General features: G+C 61.3%; 9 protein-coding genes and 2 pseudogenes. 5 read left to right on the plus strand and 6 right to left on the minus strand.

All coding sequences use genetic code 11. The annotated features are described in order from the left end of the window. On the plus strand, positions 1-175 hold a 175-nt coding region (locus tag M3I54_RS41010; RefSeq protein ID WP_254345848.1), incomplete at its 5' end, for a transposase domain-containing protein. Between the two features lie 270 nt (positions 176-445). Further along, positions 446-847, plus strand: a complete 402-nt coding sequence (locus M3I54_RS41015; protein ID WP_302059346.1) for a GNAT family N-acetyltransferase — start codon at positions 446-448, stop codon at positions 845-847. A 115-nt stretch (positions 848-962) separates the two neighbouring features. Here the strand turns inward: M3I54_RS41015 and M3I54_RS45575 are convergent, their stop codons facing one another. Both M3I54_RS45575 and M3I54_RS41020 read right to left on the minus strand, forming a co-directional pair. Continuing rightward, on the minus strand, positions 963-1226 hold the full coding sequence (locus tag M3I54_RS45575) for an AAA family ATPase (RefSeq protein WP_375542305.1): 264 nt from the start codon (positions 1224-1226) through the stop codon (positions 963-965). Positions 1227-1295: 69 nt separating this feature from the next. Further along, a pseudogene (locus tag M3I54_RS41020) lies at positions 1296-2870 on the minus strand (IS3 family transposase). 1038 nt (positions 2871-3908) lie between these two features. Between M3I54_RS41020 and M3I54_RS41025 the strand changes: the two are divergent. Next, a complete protein-coding gene (locus M3I54_RS41025) occupies positions 3909-6914 on the plus strand; it encodes an autotransporter outer membrane beta-barrel domain-containing protein (protein ID WP_254345837.1) in 3006 nt (1001 codons plus the stop codon). A 1284-nt stretch (positions 6915-8198) separates the two neighbouring features. Here the strand turns inward: M3I54_RS41025 and M3I54_RS41030 are convergent. The 3 genes from M3I54_RS41030 to M3I54_RS45020 form a co-directional block, all read right to left on the minus strand. Beyond that, positions 8199-9014: a hypothetical protein gene (locus M3I54_RS41030; protein WP_254345840.1), complete on the minus strand. Its 816-nt coding sequence runs from the start codon at positions 9012-9014 to the stop codon at positions 8199-8201. Between the two features lie 106 nt (positions 9015-9120). Beyond that, positions 9121-9606: a hypothetical protein gene (locus M3I54_RS41035; protein WP_254345842.1), complete on the minus strand. Its 486-nt coding sequence runs from the start codon at positions 9604-9606 to the stop codon at positions 9121-9123. Positions 9607-9622: 16 nt separating this feature from the next. Beyond that, positions 9623-11416 (minus strand): S8 family serine peptidase, encoded by a 1794-nt coding sequence (locus M3I54_RS45020; protein WP_302059347.1) that lies wholly within the window; start codon positions 11414-11416, stop codon positions 9623-9625. A gap of 1017 nt (positions 11417-12433) precedes the next feature. On the opposite strand from M3I54_RS45020, the pseudogene M3I54_RS41050 reads away from it, so the two are divergent. Both M3I54_RS41050 and M3I54_RS41060 read left to right on the plus strand, forming a co-directional pair. Next, positions 12434-12729: pseudogene (locus M3I54_RS41050) on the plus strand (hypothetical protein). 441 nt (positions 12730-13170) lie between these two features. Then, entirely contained in the window at positions 13171-13605 is a 435-nt protein-coding gene (locus tag M3I54_RS41060; RefSeq protein ID WP_254345844.1) for an SET domain-containing protein, read from the plus strand. A 532-nt stretch (positions 13606-14137) separates the two neighbouring features. Here the strand turns inward: M3I54_RS41060 and M3I54_RS41065 are convergent. After that, positions 14138-15067, minus strand: a complete 930-nt coding sequence (locus tag M3I54_RS41065; protein WP_254345846.1) for a DUF2950 domain-containing protein — start codon at positions 15065-15067, stop codon at positions 14138-14140. Positions 15068-15242: the final 175 nt, after the last annotated feature.

Here is a 15242-nt window from a genome sequence, read left to right on the forward strand (position 1 = left end):
CGTCGAAGGCGCGAACGCGAGCGCCAATCTCTATACGCTCGTCGAGACCTGCAAGGCAAACAGCATCGATCCCTACCGGTACCTCACCTGGCTGTTCCAACACCTGCCTCTGGCGAAAACCGTCGACGACTACGACGCGTTGCTTCCCTGGAAAATGCCGGCGGACCTCCGCTGACCCGCATCACTATCACACCTCACGCGCTCCGCTACCATACTCTGAAGGGCGTCGTTCGTGGATCGCATACGTTCAAGAACGCCGTCAACAAGCGCCAATGCATTGCGCAAAAGTCGGCGGACGTCGGTCCCGACGAGTTGATTGCGATCCCTTGCATCCGGTACTCTGACGAAGACTTCCTTGTCGCGAGTGGCTGTTGTTATGGATCTAGATTTTCGACAGGCCGTATCCGGAGACTCGGAATGGCTATTTGACACGTACCAGCGAACGATGAGGGGCTTCGTTGCCGTAGCGTACGGTTGGGACGAGAACGTGCAACGAGCGGGGTTTGCGAAAAGCCTTCGCCAGGGCTCTTGTCAGATAGTCATGCGGGAAGGCAACCGATGCGGGTTTGTGCACTGGGAAGTCGAACCGGATCTTGTATGGCTGAGGATGTTTTGTATCGTGCCCGGGATGCAAAACAGGTCGATTGGCAGTGCGGCGCTGGCCAAGTTGATGTCGCTGTCCAGTCTCTTACAAAAGCCGCTGTACTTGAATGTCCTGGTGTGCAACCGGGTTGCGTATGACTGGTACAGAAGAATCGGTTTTGTCGAAATTGAGAACGACGGCAAGATCTCCAGGATGGCGCTTGCTACTTCGCCGCCCCCGGCCCTGGTAGAGCGGCATGGGTAGTCCTCCAACCGGGCACTCGAAGGTCATGAGGCCGCCTGATAGCGGACCTTCCCAGTCTCGTCATAGACAATAAGGTTGAAACCTTCGCTGTATGCAGGCGGCACAAAATAACTGGTTACTGATCGAATTGCTCTTCCGATGTGTGGAAAGGATGTTGGCCTGACACGTTCCTCGCCCTCAATCGAGATTTGCAGGTCTCGTCGCTCACATCGAGATAATGAAGTCGATGCTCGCAGCCAACCGTCTGAAATAGTGACGTGCCCCACGCACGTGCGCCGGCCGTATTGAATGGAAAGTCCAGAGCCACGGATATACCCGTCGCGAGAAGCGCCTGGATGTGGTCGGTGAGAATGGCTCTTATGCGCGCTGTGCGGCTCACGTAATCGGTTAGCGTATGGATTTCGTCCGGGTACGGAAATTTTCAAGTTGTCGCCTCAACGATTAAATTTCAGGCGACCTTTCTCTCCTGGTTACGGCGTTCCGGGGCGACGTACTCGTTGTCGCTTCGATCCGGGTTCAGGTGCACAGCATGTACGCGCTGCCAGTTGCGGGTGGGGCCTTTCCATCGCAGTGGATTGCGCTGCCGTGCAGTCTCGTAAAGCGCCGCCCGTCGACCCAGAATGTCCTGGTCGAGGTTGGCATGGCGCTGTGCTGGCGTAACGAACTGGATCGCGCTGTGGCGATGTTCATCGTTGTACCAGCGCACCAGCGCGCCCACCCAGGTGCGCGCGGCGAGCAGGATATCGAACGCCTTGAGTGGGTACGCAGGCCGGTACTTCAAAGTCTTGAACAGCGACTCGCAATACGGGTTGTCGTTGCTCACGCCCGGGCGACTCAACGACGGCATGACGCCCAGCGCCTGGAGGGTGGCGAGCATCCGCGCCTTTCATCGGGCCACCGTTATCCGAATGCAGAATCACCTGGTTGGGTCGTATCGCTTCGCGCGCGCAGAGGTCCGTGAGGACTTCGCTGGCCAGTACGCTGCTTTCCTCCGCATAGACCTGCCAGCCGACTATCTTGAGGCTGAAGACGTCCAGAAACAGATATAGGTAGAAATATTGCCCACGAACCGTCGTCGGCAGGTACGTGATGTCCCAGCTGTACAACTGGTTCGGCGCGTCGGCGCAAACCGAGCGGGGTTTGCTGCGTGCGTGGGCTGGCCGTTCGCTGCGCCGATGCGCGAGTTGCTTCTCGGTCTTCAATACCCGATAGAACGTCGATTCCGAGGCGATATAGCGTTGCTGGTCTGCCAGTCGCGGTACGATCTGGCTTGGCAGCAGATGACCGAATTCGGCCGAGTTCGCGACCGCCAGAAGCTCGGCGCGTTCCTCGGCAGAGAGCTTGTGGCGCGGCTCGTGGTGCCGTAACGAGCGCCCGTCCACCGCGTCAGGTTCGCCCCGCTGCCAGCGCTGAACCGTCCGCGCGCTGGGCCCCAGAATCTTGCACGCGTGCGCCTGGCGAGCCCCGGCCAGGGTCGCCTCGTTGACGAGGCCGATCAATGCCTTGCGCTCTTCAGGGACCGTCATTCGGCCTCGTCCCCGAGGAGCGCACGGTACTTTTTTTGTAGCACCAGTAGCGCCGCAGCTTCGGCAAGCGCCTGCTCCTTGCGCTTGAGCTCACGCTGCAGTTGCACATTGGCCTGCTTCAGATCCCGTACTTCCTGGGCGCTCTCACGCCGGCCAGCGGCTGCGCCGCCGGCGCAAAAATCCGCGCGCCACTGCGCGAGATGATGCGCGAACAGGCCGCGCTCCCGACACCAGCCGTTCAATGCTTCGTCGACCAAGCCGTGACTCTCCTGCAAGGCCATCAGGCGCTCTTCCAGCGACCAGTCTTCCGGGCGTCTTGCGTGTCCAGAACTCGAACTCCGGTTCACGGCGGCGGGACCTCTCATCCAATTCCTCAATGTCAGTACGTTCATGTTCAATTCGTCAGCCACCGCGCTAACCGTTCGGCTCCCGCGCTGCAGAACCTTCGACAGTGCCTGCTCCTTGAACTCGACAGAATACGTTTGTTTCGCCTTCAACTTGCACCTCTGACTCTTCTTGATAAGAAAGTTCAGAGGCGACAACTTGTATGCCGCCGGGGGTCCGTGTGTCGGTGTATTCATTTCGCATCGGATGCTCGTGCAACGTTCCGGCACGACATCCCTCGATGTGGTCCAGGGCACTCTGCTTTCGAGCACCTTCCGTACCCTTTCTCAATATTTCTTCTAATCTGCGAACGTTGCAGATCTGGACCAATTGCGTATTTTTTTGCTTTGCGGAAAGCACTCAAGGGGCACTGGCCGTTGCGCATTTCGCGTAACGACGCGGCTCTGCCTGCCCCTGGCGAGTCTGCCTTGCGGCAGCGGTCACTTCCTTCCATCCCTCATGGAGCTCGTGATGCGTGAGAGCGGCTACTTATATTTTATGCAGCACTCCTCGCCACATGCTGATCGTTCCGGGCCGCGACCGGTCCTGTGTCTACGCCGCGCCTGGCGGTTACGCGCCATCCCGGCCTCAATCAGCGCATGGCTCGCGCTGTGTGCCACGGCGCCAGCTTATGCGCAATACGACATCGTGATCGGCCCCGGCAACTACGATTATTCGCAGAAGTTCAATAACATCAGTGGCCTGATCGTTGGCTCAACAACGATCAACCCTCAGTTGCCGTATCCGTCACAACTCGGCGGCGCCGGCGTTTCTGTCGAGACGAACGGTTCTGCGGTAATCGCACCGGATGCGGGGTCTACGCCGGGCAACATCCAGATCTATTCGCACTATGCAAATGGGCACCGAATGACGGACTCTATGTCTCGAGCGGCACCCTCACAGTCAATGGAAGCAGTCACGGATACGGCACGTACGTCTCGACCGATGGACTCAGCGTCTTCGGCATTTACGCGCCGTTTTCCGGGTCGCAGGCGATTCCGACTACGCTAGACGCCACCGACCTCTACATCACGACAGCCGGAGAGAGTGCCGACGGCATACGTGCCTATGGAACAACGGCGGGCGCGCCGGTCATCACACTGCGTGATTCCTCGATCACCACATCGAGCGGCTTCACCAACGCGTACGGTGTGCGCGCTTTTCCCTATAGCGGCACAGTCGGCCCGACGATCAACCTCATCAACACCGATGTGCGTGCGCTGGGAACGTCGACGTATGGCATCGTCTCGTCGGCCTCGACAATCAATCTCACCAACGGCTCAGTGTCGACCGTCGCCCCAAATGCCTACACCGCATACATCTACAACGCTTCGACGCTCACCGCGAACGGCACGCTTTTCACCACAACCGGCGCATTCGGTATCGGGCTTTACGAGAGCGGTGTCTCGAAAGCGACGCTCACAAACGCGCAGTTCTCAACCTTGGGCGACAACGCGCACGGCATCTACGACACGGCGTCCACGCTTACCGTGCAGGGCGGTTCGATCAAGACCACGGGTTCGGCCGCCCACGGTATCTGGCTCACGGGGGGCGCCACGGCCACGATAGACGGCATGAGCGTCGAGACGCACGGTACCTCTGCGCGCGGTGTCTATGTCACGGGCGCGGGCTCAAGCGCAACGCTCACTAACGATCAGATTTCCACGACCGGTAGCCAGAGTTACGGTGTCTATGGCACCACGGACGCGACTGTGACGATGCAGGGCGGCAGCGTGTCGACGACCGGGGCAAGCGCGTATGCGACGTGGTTCGCCAACACCGTGCAGGCTGCGCTGAGCGGCACCTCGATCAGCAGCGCGGGCAGCAACGCCTATGGTCTGCTCGTCGGCGGCCTCAGCGCGAGCGCGAGCGCTACCGATGTCACGATCAGGACCACGGGCGCCGGCGGTACCGGCTACTACGTCTGGGCCACGGGCATCCTGCATGCCTATGGCGGCAGCGTGTCCACGACCGGGGCGAACGCGGCTGGCGTGCTCGTCGACGGGCTGTCGAGCGCGACACTCGCACGCGATTCAAACGGCGCGGGCATGAGCGTGGCGACGAGCGGCAGCGGTTCGCACGCGGTGCGCGTCACCAACGGCGGCACGCTGAGCGCCACCGGCGCATCGCTGCACACGACGGGCGACAACAGCAACGGCGTCTACCTTTCAGGCACCGCGACGGCAGCCGTGGCGGCGCCTCTCGGCGATGCGGCAGTTGACGGAACCTCCGCCGCCGACACGCCATCCGCAACGCCGGGTGTGACGCTTGCTGCCGCGAGTCCGATCGTGCACGCGGGAGAGCCCGAGGAAAACGTCACGCTCACCAACACGACGGTACAGTCCGATAAGGGCGCGGGCATCCTCGTCGCGGGTGGCATCGCCAACGTCGCGCTCACGGGATCCACGGTCACGGGTGCGAGCGCAGCGCTCGACGCGACGACGGCCGCTCTCCCCTCGACGCTCACCGTCAACGCAGACAGCTCGACGCTAAACGGCGTCGTACTGACCGACACGGGCAGCACGACCACGCTGAACCTCACGAATTCGAGCCGCTGGAACGTGACCGGCGACTCCAAGGTCACGACGCTGGCGAACGCGAACAGCCTGATCGACTTTCAGGCATCTCCAGGGCTTCGCACGGCGCCGACTTCCGCGTCCTCGTATCGCGTGGTCAACGTCGCCGGCAACTACAGCGGCGCGCAGGGCACGGTCGCCGTGAACACGTGGCTCAACGCGGGCGGATCGTTGAGCGCTCAGTCCACGGACCGTCTGCTCATCGCGGGCAATGCATCGGGTGTCACTTATGTCGACGTGAAGCCGGTCGCGAGCAGCCCGGGTGGCCTCACGGCGCCGACCGGCGTGATCGGCCCCCACGAGGGCATCTCGATCGTGCAGGTCGCGGGCACCTCGACGCAGGGCGCGTTCCGGCTCGCAGGCGGTTATGTCGTCGCGCCGGAGAGCCCCTACGAATACGCGCTCTATGCCTATGGCCCGCAGTCGTCGCACGGCGGGGCCGATGACACGCAGCAGCTAGTCGGCGGCGGAGGCGGGCATTGGGACTATCGCCTGCAGAGCGTTTATGTGACACCGGAAGGGCCAGTCGATCCTGTCGAGCCAGGGCCGGGTCCGTTGCCGCCCGGTCCAACACCACCCAATCCAGCGCCCGAGGAGGAAGTGCAGATCCCGCCCAATGCACGCCCAGCCGTGGCCCCGCAGGTAGCCGCGTACCTGAGTGCGCCCGCCGCGTTTCTCTACGCAGGTCTGATCGACATGGACTCGTTACATCGCCGCCTCCGTGAGATCCGCGACGACGGCGATCTCGGTCGTGACGGTGGCCCCTCTGAAATGTTCTTCCGCGTGTATGGGGGCGACTTCAATTATTCGTCGAACATTGGTTTCCAGCAGTTCGGCTACAACATGTCCGGCGATTACAGCGCGATCCAGTTCGGTGCGAATGCATTCAAGTTCCGCAACGACAATGGTCTGTGGCGCTTCGGGCTGGCGGGCTCGGTGGGCTGGCTGCATTTCGAGCCCGAGGCTGTCGATGGTCCGAGCAGCAGCCGCTCGAACACTTACCGGTTGTCCGGCTACGGCACCTATCAGAGCCGCCAGGGCTGGTACTTCGACGGCATCCTCTCGGTCGGCTGGTTCAACGGCGATGTCGACACGGCAGCGCGAGGCCAGACCATGAAGCTTCAGGGGAATAGCTACGCGGCGTCGGTGGAAGCCGGCTATCCGTTCACGCTGCCGTACCGTATCAACATCGAGCCGCAGATCCAGCTTGTCGGCCAGCATCTGGGCTTCCATAACTCGATGGACGTCGATAATCTCGACGTCAGTATCGGCTCGCAGAACCAGCTTACGGGGCGCCTGGGTCTGCGCGTGACACGCCCCTTTGACGTGAGCGCCGGGCGCGTCACACCGTATGCGGAGATCGACGTGCTGCACGCGTTCACGAACGGCACCAGCGTGCAGATCAGCGACGTGCAGTTCACGAGCGGCAAGATGGGCGACGCGCTGCAGTACTCACTTGGGGTCAGCGGCACCTATACGGCGAATCTCTCGCTCTACGGCCGCGTGTCGTACCAGCAGCAAATCGGCAACGGCGGATTCCGCGGATGGCTTGTCAATGGCGGCGCGAGGTACGTGTTCTGACTGTCCATGGCGCCTTGCAAATCGGGGCGTCACTCCCACAGCGATGGGCCGCCGCAGACGAATGTAGCGCGGCTATGAGGATCAGGATGCGGAATTCCGCCCGGCGCGAATTCGATGCAGGCGCGCGCGCCAGGCTCGACATATGTCGGAACCGCAACAAAGCGTTCGATGCAAATCGTGCGGTCATGAGAGACGTTACTTGACCGCCCTTCAGCATCACGCTCCTGATTCCGCCCACCTTCTCCTGAAGTACTCCTGGTGCAGCGCAGACTTCAGAGGATCGGCGAGCACACTGTGCCAATCGTCCCCAAGGCGAGATTCAGCAAGCGCCAAGTCCGTTGACCCGAATCCTCCGCGAGCCCGCTGGCCAGCATGGTCAAACACCCGGCGTCGTTCTGCCTCGATTAGTGCGCGACGCTTCGTCACTGAGCGCCCACATGTCCCGACGCCCATGATGGCTTCATATTCGGCGCGCCTCAAGCTCCTGAAGCGAACGAAGAATTCATCTCCCGGCAGGCCGTTGTCCAGCGTGAGCACCGCGCCATAGTCGTGCCGCCGCGGATCCGCAAGCCTCGTCACCGCCTGCCCGAGTAGCATGTATCTGTATCCTAACGTACTGTCCTTCGGAAAACATGAATGAAAGCGACGATACGAAACTAGTTTCTGCCTCCGTGCAGCGTCGTCCAGAACCTTCATGAGTCGATTCACGATGTCCATACATGCGCTCCGTTCAAGGCCACTGAAGCAGATTCCCCCCAGCGCAATCGATACGTTTTTTCCGCTACATCGACCTACCTTAATCTCATCGACTTACAGGTCGGCAAGACCTTTGCGACCCATTCAACGCTTCCGCCATCTCTAACACGTGCCGGTCGGACACCTGACAATTGCTGGGCGCTGAAATCCGCGAGGCCGCCGTTGCCGTGAATTCCCGTCAATGCTGGCACGACGGTCCTCCGGAACGCACCGTCTTGTCATCCGCGCCCCGTCTCCCGAAAGCACACAACGGGGAACCGGATCGGCAACGGACGCGGTTTGACGCGATCGTTGGTCGACGAAGTCAGAGGTTGAATGAAAACGTTTTATCAAAGGACGCGAAAATGCGCTTTTAAATTGCACAATACAAGCATTTATTGAAGACATTTTCGAACATTAAGATAACTCACGGACCGAAAGAACGCGATTCTGACAACCGAGAAAAGATAACCGCGTGAGCGGATTAATCGAGGGAAAGTCTCTGCAAAACAGTGGCTGGCGCGGCAGGCGTAGACGAGAATAAGTCTGTCATCCATTGAAGGTCCAGGCATGGTTAGAAAAATCGCCGTGGCGTTGTGGGCAGGAACTTATCAATTCCGGTTGAGAATGGAAGCCTCTCATCCGGAACAGCCTCCGTGACCCCGCGCTCCATAGTGTCTCATCGGGATCGGTCCCCAATGCAATCATGATCGAGGTGAAGGCTTCCGAGCACTCCCCATAGGCTTGCAGTCGGTCAGTGAGATTGCGAGGCATGCGTGGATACGCCGCTTCCAGCTCGGCCCGATCGCCACAATCGTCCGACGCCGCAGCAGTTCCTTTCGCGATCAGATTCGCATAACGCGACGACACGCAAGAATCCGTGTACTTCAGGAGCGGCATGAGCCGGTTATCAACGACGTCGGTGACTGCGCTCTCGAAGTCCACCATGCTCTGTGCGACGTTACGACTGGCGACTTCGGTGCCAATTCCGCCTCCCTGTTGGTAGAGTACGTATTCGGCACCCGGAATCGCCGCATAGGCGCGTGCAGCAGCCCCCTGGTACAGTTTGAATGCTTCCAGCAAGGCGTCATTCGGCATCCTGAGGTTGATTTCCGTTTCCAGGTGGAGGACCGTCCCCTGGTATTCGAACAGCGCGCGATGCGTTTCCATGATTGCTGCGCGTCGCGCGGCAAGACGCGCGCCGGCGTGCTCCCGGTCCGCGTTGAGCCGGTTATAAAGAAACGTAATCGTCGTCCCGACGATCGCAGTCAACACGAAACCGATCAGGCCGACAAGCAGCGGATGACGGCTCCAGTGATTGACGTGAACGGGGTCGACGGCTGCGTCGGGGCAGGCATCAGTCATGCCTTTCTCCCTGTGCTTCGCCGTGCTTTAGCTTCGCCGTCGGCACAGATTGAGTTCTTCGTGGACAAACGCATCGCGGGGAGGCCACCGAGCATGCCTGGCACGGTTACCGGGCACGCTGCATCGCATAGCGCACCGGCAGATCGAAGTGCGCGGCGGGAAACTTCGCCACGAGCGTCTGATACAGAGGCTGAAGCTGACCAAACGTACTGACGTGCAACACAGTCATACCCATTCGCGGAAAGGCACTTACCTGCTGCACAAGGCCGCTCGCTGCCGCGCTCACCGCAGCCGTGTCCGCATAGATCACGACGAGATCGTTCGAGCTCAGGCCAACCAGCCGGTCGCTCGAGCGGATCACGAGTGTGGCGTTCTGCCGGACCTTACCATCCTCATCGAGCGCCGGAGCGCTGGGTATGGGCCAGACACTGCGCGTACCGATGACCACCGGCGGCGTGCGCGCGAGCGACTGCACCTGCGCGGCGCTCGCCTGCATGCCCTGCCTGAGCGCCACATCCTGGGCCTGCGCGAGTGCGGCGCATAGCAGCAGTGCGCCACCCGCAATGAGAAGTCGTGTGAAGATCGTGCTCATTGTTTCTCCCGGTCGCTCAGGGGCCCTGCACGGCGATGCGCACGCTCTGGGCGAGCATCGGGTCGCCCAGGCGCGTATCGACGTCAATGAAGCGCAACTTCCATGTGCCCTGGGCGGATTCGCCGTTGAATGCATTCGAGGCGAGCAGCCAGTCCCCCACCTCGACAGACGTGTTGAGGAAGCCGTTATACGCGTTCTGCAGCACGCTGCGTGTGCCCGAGGGCGAGACCAGCTCGATCGCGAGATCGCTGGGATTCGCCGAGGGCATGTCGATCATGACCTGCACGAATTCGACACTCTTTACAGCGCCGCCCACGGCGAGATCCACTTCGAGGCCTGTCGTGCTGGATTGAGGCACGGACTCGCCCGTACCGTCAGCACTCGGATCGACCTCGGCGGTGTCGGCAAGCATCGAGCCTCTCAGCGCAGGACCGTACCCGCGAGCCATGTTGACGGCGGCCGCCGCATCGACAAGACCGAAGCCATAGCGGTTGTCGAACCAGTAGCCGGCAGCATTCTGCGTCCACGCGGGCTCAGGCACGTACTGCTGGCCGGAAGCCGGCTCGACTGTAGTCGGCACGCGGTCGGCATCGATCCGCCGTGCTGTCTTCATGAGGATCGTGCGGATATCGCGCCATGTGAGCTGCGGATTGACCTGCAGCATCAGCGCAACCACGGCGCTCACTGTCGGCGCGGCAGCGGATGTGCCGTTCATGGTCGCGGTGTAGTCACAATCAGCGTTAAGCTCCCCGTTGATCGTGGAACCTGGCACATTGAATGGATTCGAATAGGGGTTCACGGTGCCGGTACTCGCAGCGCCTTGTGAGCAACCGGTCAGATCGGTCGTGAGAAGCGCAGGGCCTGCGGGAAAACGTGGCAGGCTCGCCGCGAGCCCGAACTCGCCGCCGAGCCCCGCGACGAGAATGTTGGAGCCCGCACTCGAATAGCTCGAATGCACCCCGGACGCGTTCACGGCGGCCACCGTGACGACCTCGGGCATGGCCGTTTGCGGGTCGCTGTTCGCGTTGAAGCACGTTACGTCGTGCGCGTTTGCGTTCGTACACAGTGCGGCTGGCTTGGAGGCGTCGTTCAGAAAATCGTTACCCGCCGACTGAACGATCAGTGCGCCGAGACCATTGCGCATCGTTTCGAGATGCTGGAGCGCGAAGCTCTCATAACCGCCCATACTGAACTGCTCCGGTAAGGCAGGCGTGCGCCCGTAGGAAGCGTTGAAAACGTCGACCGCCTCCGAGTACGGCGCGCCGCCATAGGTGCTGAGCATGCTGAACGCCGTGCCGCACCCTTCGTCGCACAGATAACGCACCGCGCCGAGCGCCGCATTGAAGGCCACACCGCGTCCGCCGATACCGTTGTCAGCCGCTGCGGCGATGATCCCGGCTACCTCGGTTCCGTGCGCGTCGATGTCCGACCCAGGAGGCGCGGGCGTCGGATCGTCCGGATTAGCCGCCGTCGTGTCGAAATTGTGCAGCATCGAACTGTTGATGTTGACTTTCAGATCGGGATGCGCGATTTCGACGCCCGAATCGACCACCATCACGTTCACGCCGGATCCGGTAATGCCTTCGTGCCAGGCTCCCATCACGTCGAGATCGATGCCCGGTGTGCCCGGGACGCCCGTGAAAACGTCCTGACCGACGTTCTGCACGTACCACTCGTACTGGAGCAACGGATCGCCGGGATGATTCGAGTTGCTGTCGCCACATGCGGCCAAGGCCAGCAACATACCGCCTGTTGCGAAATTCCGGAGCCGGCGCCGTATCGGCGTATGCGTCGTTTCTGTCTCGTTCATCGGCGTCTCCCGGTGAAATTCCGTTTGCGGCCTTATATGCGGCGCGCATGGGTCGGGACATCACCCCCTGGATCAGGTGCGTTTTACCAGATGACGCGAAATTGTGAATATTGCGTGTCTCATACAGGCGGTTATCGAACTCCTTTCTTAACATCACGGATGACAACCGAAATGCCGAACGTGTTCAGGATCATCGGTTGAGGATCAGTTCTCGCGACGATCAACGAAATACGAGTGAAAAATAACTGCATCACCACGATCCGCAGTGTGCTCCAGTCTCAGCAAAGCCCCGGAAAAAAGTGAGGCTGGCGAGCGCCAGAGTTTAGCTATGCATATCGATTGAAGATCAAGGCGTCCGCTACAGGCACCCTCTTCAGGTCTCCGGTCGGATCCTCGCGCGTTAGCAAGCACCCGTACCTTTTCAAGGATGTAACCGTATCGGATCAGATTTCGATGCAATCTCAAGCAGGTCGTGTAGCGCTCGTAGCCCCGCATCACCGGTCATCGACTGGCACGTGCCGGGGCTCGCATCGGCGGACATCGCCGGCCTTATGATAAGTTTTCTTATCACAAGGCATCTATTTATATATCAAACTACGGCACATCAATAATCGCCCGGTAGAGTCCTCCGCGCGCCAACGCCCGATACGGTCGGCGCCACGTCCAGGGCAAGGAAGGCCGCAGACTGCCCCGGTGCCCGCAAGAAACTCCCTTTGGCCAGGGCGAGTGAGAAGATAGGGCTATCCAAACCTGCGAAAGTACCCGTTTTTGGGAGTTACGCTGATCACCATTGTGCAGGCATAAAATATCTGCATTCCTGATCACCCAATCCGCCATGCCATAAAATTGGCGACTATCTCCTGCGCGAAGACCAAGCCTCGTGTGTCCGGCTTCGTCCGCCCTGCTTTGGCTCCCCGCCTGGGTTGCAAGCTTCGCCGAGCTGCAGCCCGGCGCGTGTCTGTAACGGGTACGCCACGTGCTGCTTCCCCTATGTGACGGCTTAAAATGGGGGCGCAAATGGAAATCGATACCACCGGGTGGTTCCCATTGGACCAATTTCCGCCGGCCCGGGAAGGCTGGTACGAAGTCAAGCTCACGAGTGGTGAGACGGCGTTCTGCCGGTTCGTCGACGGGCATTGGACCGAGCAGCCCGTGCTCGTATTCACGCACTGGCGCGGCCTGAACGCGCGGATCCGGGGATCTCGCCGGACACCGAGCACATGGACGCGCAGGCCGCCGCCGCGCAAGGCGTACGGGCGGCGTGGAACGCGTTCTTTCCCGCGGCGGAACACGCACATCCACCCAAGGCATGAGCTGGAATACATGAACAGAAACAGGCGGCGCCTGTCGGCGGTCTGATGGTCGTCGCATGGCACCCGCCGCAATGAACGCCGCAAACTGAAATAGCAAGGCGAGGCCAATCCAGCGCCGCTTGCGGAAAAGCTGGGCGGCGCGAGCCCGCACCGGGCGCACCACACGCATGCCACGCACGCGCCCGGGCACGGCGCGGAACTCACTACGGTGCCCGCCCCCCCTGCGGCAGACTTCGGTCTCGACCACCTCGATCTAATTTGCAGAAGGACGAGGTCGAACGTACGAGGCAGATCGCCGACGCTTTTGCGACGAGGAAGTGAGCGAGAAGTGGTTCATATGTGACGGCCCATGACCGCGACACCCATAACAGTCCGCTGCCAAATGTTGGGGGCCGTTTCTGCGGCTATACTCCCGACCTCCCTTCCTCTCACTTTCCCGGCATGAAGCGCGTCTCCGTTCGGCAGTCCCCCATCCACGGAAAGGGCGTCTTTGCCCTGCGGGCACTTTGCGCCGGCGAGCGCATCTTTGAATACAAGGGGCTCGTCACCACCTGGCGGGAAGCGACCCGCACCTATGCGCGCCGCGCCGACGCCGGGCATACTTTCCTCTTCGGGTTGTCGAACGGCCGCGTCATAGATGGCGGCCGCGGCGGAAACGGCGCAAGGTGGCTCAACCATGCTTGCAAGGCGAACTGCGAGGCGATCGAGCAATCAGGCCGCGTCTACATCAACGCGCTCAAGGACATCCAGCCCGGCGAGGAACTGTTCATCGACTACGCGCTTGAGATCCCTGCGAAAGCACGCGAATCAGCCAGCGAGTACACCTGTCGCTGCGGCGCCAGGCGTTGCCGCGGGACCATGCTTGCTCCGATCTAGGTAGGCTCCGCTGAAGCTTCCCATCACCGGAGTGCGTGGCGACTGGCGGAGCCAGTGCATCAAGACGCGCAAGCCTAGGCACATCAGGCACTACGAATCGCGCCCAACGTGCCGCTGAACTGCCGGTGACGGCCATGAAGAGTCCTTCGTTGTTGTCGTTGACCTGACGCTCAGGTGTCGGCTTCGATCAGTTTCCGGCCGTTCGCAGACGCCTCACCATACTGTCGCGTCCGCCAGTGCTGATACTCAGGGGTTGCGGTTGATAAGGCAGTTTGAGTTACTTTCCTGTCGTCCGGACCTTCGACGTCGCGAATGACAGGTTTCACAACGAGTAGAGCGTACCTAGACCACATCAGTCGGTCCGCACTTGCCCGGCTCTCCGCCTCAAATTCAACGCCAAACGGTTGTCGAACAGCGAGTTCCAGCGGTTCAGCGGTGTGACCGGCCGTAGATGGGAACGCAAGGGGCAGCCCTATCGTCGATTGCCCCCCGTAGTCACCCGATTCCATGACGTACTTTGCAGATGGCCGCCTCATTCGCTATCGCGATCGGGAACCTTGCTCCAGCCCGGCCCCGGGTCGAACCATTTCGTGGCTTGCGCTTTCGCTGCGCTCTCTGGCCCGAGATCGCGCTCATAGACCTGGCCGGAATGGCTCACCATGAACGTCTTGATCCCCGTCTCGCCGTACTTCACCGGCCAGGCGATGACCGCGAAGCCTCCAAACAGCTTGCCCTTCACGACGTAGTTATAGGCGCCACCGGGTGCGTTGGGCCCCTGGGACTCCAGCAGCTTGAAGTGGTACCCGTAGTAGCCGGCGTTCTGCGCATTGCGCGAACTCGCATCGACGAAGGCCGCGCCAAGCGGACTTGGCGTGTCATCCGGCCCGGTTGGCCAGTACAGTCCGTCGTGCTTGCCTGGGGAGCTCACCATCTTTGAGGCGTAGGCGAGCACACCAACACCGCCGTGATTGGTCTGCGCGTATTCGCGTTGTGCGTCAAAGATCGCCATCATCGTCTGGATGACGGCCAGCTCGTTGCGGCCAATGCGCCGCAAGCGCACATCTTCGGCGCCCGCCCGCGTATCGAAATGCCATCCCTGGTCATGCTTGACGAGCGGGACCGGGAACGTCCAGCCGTTGTCGCCCACGACGATGTGCGCCTGCCCGGCCTCCCCTGGCTCGATGGTGTGGGACTTTGCCCACTCGGCGATGAAGGTATCCCTGACCGGGGCGCCGACGGGCGGGATCAGCTCCCGAAAGTCGTTGCCGAAAATCGTGCGTAACTGGTCCTCCCGATCCTTGATGACGGCGTCGCCAAAGGCGTTCATCGCAGCCTCCGGTGAACTGAAGTTCTTCTGTGCGTGCGCCGCGGGCACCGTCGCGACCGACAGCACAACCGCCGCCGCAAGGTTCGCGAACGTCAGCGTCAGCAACTTTTGCACACCTCGTGGATGAACGTTCATGGTCCACTCCCTAGCGCCTGCCACCGCGTCCACCGCCGCCGCGCATGCCGCCGCCCGCTGGCCGGTTGAAGCCGGAACCCTGCATGCTTCGGCTGCCCCTGTCGAAGTTGCGCTGCGAAGCGCTGCCACTCCCCCCGACGCCGAAAAACGCGCCGTCGCGCCCGCCGCCATATCC

The organism is Paraburkholderia sp. CNPSo 3274 (assembly GCF_024206475.1).
Lineage (GTDB): Bacteria > Pseudomonadota > Gammaproteobacteria > Burkholderiales > Burkholderiaceae > Paraburkholderia.

Excerpts from the sequence above, each read along its gene's own strand:
- M3I54_RS41015 (WP_302059346.1), top strand. The coding sequence starts at position 446 with ATGAGGGGCTTCGTTGCCGTAGCGTACGGTTGGGACGAGAACGTGCAA.
- M3I54_RS41030 (WP_254345840.1), bottom strand. The coding sequence starts at position 9,014 with ATGACTGATGCCTGCCCCGACGCAGCCGTCGACCCCGTTCACGTCAAT.
- M3I54_RS41035 (WP_254345842.1), bottom strand. The coding sequence starts at position 9,606 with ATGAGCACGATCTTCACACGACTTCTCATTGCGGGTGGCGCACTGCTG.
- M3I54_RS45020 (WP_302059347.1), bottom strand. The coding sequence starts at position 11,416 with ATGAACGAGACAGAAACGACGCATACGCCGATACGGCGCCGGCTCCGG.
- M3I54_RS41060 (WP_254345844.1), top strand. The coding sequence starts at position 13,171 with ATGAAGCGCGTCTCCGTTCGGCAGTCCCCCATCCACGGAAAGGGCGTC.
- M3I54_RS41065 (WP_254345846.1), bottom strand. The coding sequence starts at position 15,067 with ATGAACGTTCATCCACGAGGTGTGCAAAAGTTGCTGACGCTGACGTTC.